Below are 4,885 nucleotides of genomic sequence, written 5' to 3'. Positions count from 1 at the left end.
TTTCCAAATTGAAGGCACTCAATAAAATTAAAAATATTAATCTTATAAGAGTTGGCCAAAAGATTAAAATTACTGGAACAGTTAGTGAAGCATCAAGCGCAAACAAAATACCATACAGTCGTAAAAGGCGATTGTTTGTGGATTATTGCCAAAAATAATGAAATCACCGTTTCAAAGATTAAATCCATGAATAAGTTGAAATCAGATATTATTTTCCCCGGACAAAGACTACGGGTGCAATGAATATTTTGATTGTCATTTATACAAAATAAGATTAACCTCTTAAGATTGTCTTAAACTCCACAAAGAGGCTGAGACAAAACGCAGTGAAAATCAAAAAACGCATGAAGTCAAATTTAAAAACCTTGATTTCATGCGTTTTTGCTTTTGTAGATTTAACCAATTTCAATAATTTTTTTACTTATGTCCCAGCCCCTGATTTATTCCTTTACTAAAGCCCCTGCTAGTTTATGTGTTAGTATTCACAAACTGCCCATCTTTACAATTCTTTTATTATAGAAATGTAGCCCATAGTAACATAAAAAAAGGAGCTCTTCTTCATTGAAGAAATGCCCCTAATTGTATAGATGATTCTATTAGCATAGTATAAAAGGGTTACAGGATTTTTTTCAATAGCTCCAAATTATCTATAGTCAATTTAAAGTTTCTTCAATAGTTAAAAATTCACCGTAAGATTCTTGGATAGATTTCAACATAACTACCATTGATTCCGACAAAAGCTGTACCTGCTCAAAGATTTTTGACTCAATTCGTTCAGGTATGTTCACTTTCAAAAAACCTTCATATATTGTGTGTTTGGGACAATTCCCAACAATGCTTCTATTGAGTTAACCGTTCCAAATGTTACAGCTGATACACCGGCACAAACAATGTCTTTGCCAGGTTCGTCATAGTACGCATGACCCTCCGACTGGAAAGACATGATTTTACCGTCAGTAGAGCTTCTTGTAATTTCCACTTTAACCAATTCGTTGTAACTCCCTTCCTTTAGTATCATCTTATAAAAGATTTATTTTAGTCCAGCATCCTTTAGAAATCAACTTTTTCTCAGTGGTCTAATAATAGCAGTGAATTTTTATGGGACTAATAAAATGATAAAGAAGAAAGAGATTTTGTATAGAAATTGTAGAGATTGATTTTTTATGATGGATAAACGGTTTTTATAAAATGGCAAGAGAACTTAGGAAATCTGGAGAGAAGTTCTTATCTCAAAACTTCTTCATTCTTTACCTTATAATTAAATTCCTTAAGCCTAACATTCTAACTTTACTGCAATAAGTGTTGAATCTTGTCGTGTTAAGACTTTAAATGTTGCAATAGGTCGAAAGACTCTTGTAAAACTTTTACATTTAATAATAATATAAAATTGTCAACATAAAATTGTTTCCTATTTTTCAATTTATCTGTAAATCATGGAACATATATAAGATTTACAGTTATAATTTTATTTTCAATAATTTAATATTACTGCTCTAAATGTTCCTAATATTCAGAAAAAACGAAAGGGGGTGAAATTTTTATCTCTAGTGAGCTACATACATAATATTAGGAACTGAGGTGAAATATTTAATGACAAGAAAATTAATGGTTCGAAAGTCAAAAACAATCTTAAAAAAGAATGTAATCTTATTGATAGCGACTTTCTTAGTTTTAGGTAATTTATTTTCCGTATTTTCAAAGCCAGTCAGGGCGGCAACAACGTTTGCGATTAATAATACAGATTCTTATGCCGGTGTTGTAGATAATGTTGCTCCTAAATTCATAATGTATCAGCTTGATGGCACAAGTACTGTAGTTAAAGCAAGTGTAAATTTAACTTTACCTTCATGGGTGACAGGTTACAATGGCGTAGCTGTTTCTAAAGATAATTATATATATATCATGGCTTCGGGGACGTCAGGAACAACACCAATTATTAGGATATTCAAAATTAATAGTGCAGGGACGGTAGTAGGTACTTTTAATCCAACTTTAACAACTACAGCAACTGCAGCTGCTACCATGATTGGTAACAAGTACTATTATATCATTGGCACAACATTGTATTATTACGATGTAGTCACTAACCAACAGGGATCCAAAGCTTTGGTAAACGATGCTGGTGCACCTCTTTCTGGATTAGGTGCTGACTTGGTCGCTGATTCGGATGGCTATCTTTGGGTTTCTCAAAAGGACAATTTGTTGCAAATCAATCCAGCTACTGGTGGAATAATTCGTGCTCTTCCTGTTCCAGGGTTAAGTACTCAAGTTCCGGCTGGCGTGAGGGCAATGAGTTTCCTTGCTGATGGAAGGGTTTTGATTACTTCTAATGGGTATAACGAGGAAAATACACGTTTTACAGTTGACCAGGATGGAAAATTAACCAAAATGGCAAACATAACTGGTGTAGGTATAACATCAAGTGGTATAGGTGACCTTGGTTCGGCGGTGACACCAGTTTTTGAACCTTTTCCACCTATACTAGAATCAGATAAAGAAGTTAAAATAGTACAAAAAGGGTCAGGCAATAGAGTCAATCAAATATCAGATCAAATACAAACAGGTGACACGCTAGCTTATACGATTCGAGCACGAAATACGAAGGCAGCCCCTAGTATTTTAAAAGGACTGTCAATTAAAGACGTCCTGCCAAAAGGAGTAGAATATGTTCCTGGCACATTAATGATTGACAATAAAACCATGAGTGATTCCTCTGGCGATGACAAAGGGGAATTCGTTAATGGAACGGTTACAGGTAAAATTGGTGATGTCATAGATACTAATTACCACACTCTTACATTCCAAGTTAGAGTACTTCCCGGATATGAGAGTAGTAGTATCCTAAATACAGCGACTGTTGACGCTGATAATACTGATTCGCAGAATCCCACAGCAAAATTTGTAGTGGAACCCGGCAATGCGGACATCACGTTTGAAAAAACGGTTGACCATAATACAGCATTTGTGGGCGATACCGTGACTTATACATTGAAGGTATCAAACGGCTCCACAGGTGGAGCGTGGAATGGGATAATTGCGGATAATCTTCCTGAAGGTTTGGAATTAGTTTCAGGCACGACCCAATTGAACGGGAAAACCTTGTCGGATAACGATGTCTGGACGGACTCTCAATTGAGTGTGAAAGATGTGGCGCTTAAAGCAGGAGAAACGGCGACAGTAACTTTCCAAGCAAAGGTACTGGATAGCGTATTGAATCAAACGATTTCCAACGTTGCGACGGCAGATGATCCAAGCGATTCGGATGATCCAATTGATTCAAATGAAGTAAAAACTTCTATTCCGTATAAAAATCCTGTCCTTCAATCGGAAAAGTCTTTCGAGATTAAGGAAAAAGGAAAAGATAATACGGATTTGGAACATCCTGAAGTAGGGGATACCCTTCTTTACACCATAAAGACAAAGAACACAGTGTCAGACAGCCTTGTGAAAAATCTAGCAATCTCTGATAGCTTGCCAGATGGAATTGAATACGTCTCCGGAAGCTTAAAAGTGGATGATAAGGCTGTTACGGATGATAATGACAACGACAGCGGTCAGTTTTCAGACGGCGCAGTGGAAGGCAAATTAGGTGATGTGAAGGACACGAATTGGCATACATTAACCTTCGAAGCGACAGTTAAGTCTGGTCAGGCAGGCGTGGATATCAAAAATACCGCGTCTATTTCGGGAGATAATCTGGACAAACCGGATCAGCCGCAAACGGTCGTGAAAGTCTATCCGCGCAATCCAGTATTAGAGTCGGAAAAAACAGCAAAGAACCTGGAAGCTGATAAGGATACCTATGAAGTGGGAGACACGGTCGTGTATACGATTAAAACTCACAACAAAGTATCCGATGGAGTAGTGAAAAACTTAACGATTTCCGATGCATTACCGACAGGACTCAAGTATGTCGCTGGTAGCTTGAAAGTGGATGGTAAGATTGTGACAGATGAAAAAGATACAGACAATGGTTATTTTGATAATAACGAAGTTTCTGGTCAATTTGGAGATGTCACGGATACCGATTGGCATACGGTAGAATTCCAAGCAAAAATACTAAGTGGTCAATCAGAAAAGAATATTGAAAACATTGCTAGTGTTAGTGGAGGAAACTTAAATCAACCAGATCAACCGAAAACAACGGTGAAGGTAGATCCAAAAGCACCGAAACTAGAATCCAATAAAACGGCAACAATCGAACAAAAAGGTGATGGAAATAAGGATGCAGATCATCCAGAAGTAGGGGACACCCTTCTTTATACCATCACAACGAAGAACTTAGAGTCTGATAGTCTCGTGAAAAATCTAGTAATCTCGGATACATTACCAGAAGGACTGGAATATGTTTCTGGCAGCTTGAAGGTAGATGGTAATTCTGTATCGGATGCCGTAGATGATGACAAAGGCGATTATCAAATTGGCAAAGTGGAAGGTAAATTCGGCGATATCAGAGATACGAATAGCCACACCATTCAATTTGAGGTAAAAGTGAAATCTGGCCAAGCAGGCAAAGATATTCAAAACACTGCCGAAGTAACTGGTGATAATGTGGACAAGCCAGATACACCGCAAGAAGTGGTGAAAGTCTATCCACGCGATCCAGTATTAGAGTCGGAAAAAACAGCAAAGAATTTGGATGCTAATAAAGATACTTTCGAAGTAGGAGATACAGTCGTGTATACGATTAAAACTTACAACAAAGTATCCGATGGAGTAGTGAAGAACTTAACGATTTCCGATACATTACCGACAGGACTCAAGTATGTCGCTGGCAGCTTGAAAGTGGATGGTAAGATCGTGACAGATGAAAAAGATACAGACAAAGGTTATTTTGACAATAACGAAGTGTCTGGTCAATTTGGCGATGTCACGGATACGGATT

2 protein-coding genes are annotated in these 4,885 nt (G+C 37.3%); one reads left to right on the top strand and one right to left on the bottom strand.

Annotation, left to right across the window (positions count from 1 at the left end; translation table 11 throughout):
* Window positions 1–790: 790 nt before the first annotated feature.
* A complete protein-coding gene (locus CWO92_RS26720) occupies window positions 791–979 on the bottom strand; it encodes a ribosomal-processing cysteine protease Prp (RefSeq protein WP_437177576.1) in 189 nt (62 codons plus the stop codon).
* Window positions 980–1,590: 611 nt separating this feature from the next.
* Here CWO92_RS26720 and CWO92_RS24690 point away from each other — a divergent pair.
* A partial coding sequence (locus CWO92_RS24690; RefSeq protein ID WP_101356820.1) for an isopeptide-forming domain-containing fimbrial protein occupies window positions 1,591–4,885 on the top strand: 3,295 nt, incomplete at its 3' end.

It is taken from the genome of Heyndrickxia camelliae (assembly GCF_002844575.1).
In the GTDB taxonomy this organism is placed as follows: domain Bacteria; phylum Bacillota; class Bacilli; order Bacillales; family Bacillaceae_C; genus Margalitia; species Margalitia camelliae.
This window is presented reverse-complemented; position numbering and strand designations above follow the sequence as displayed.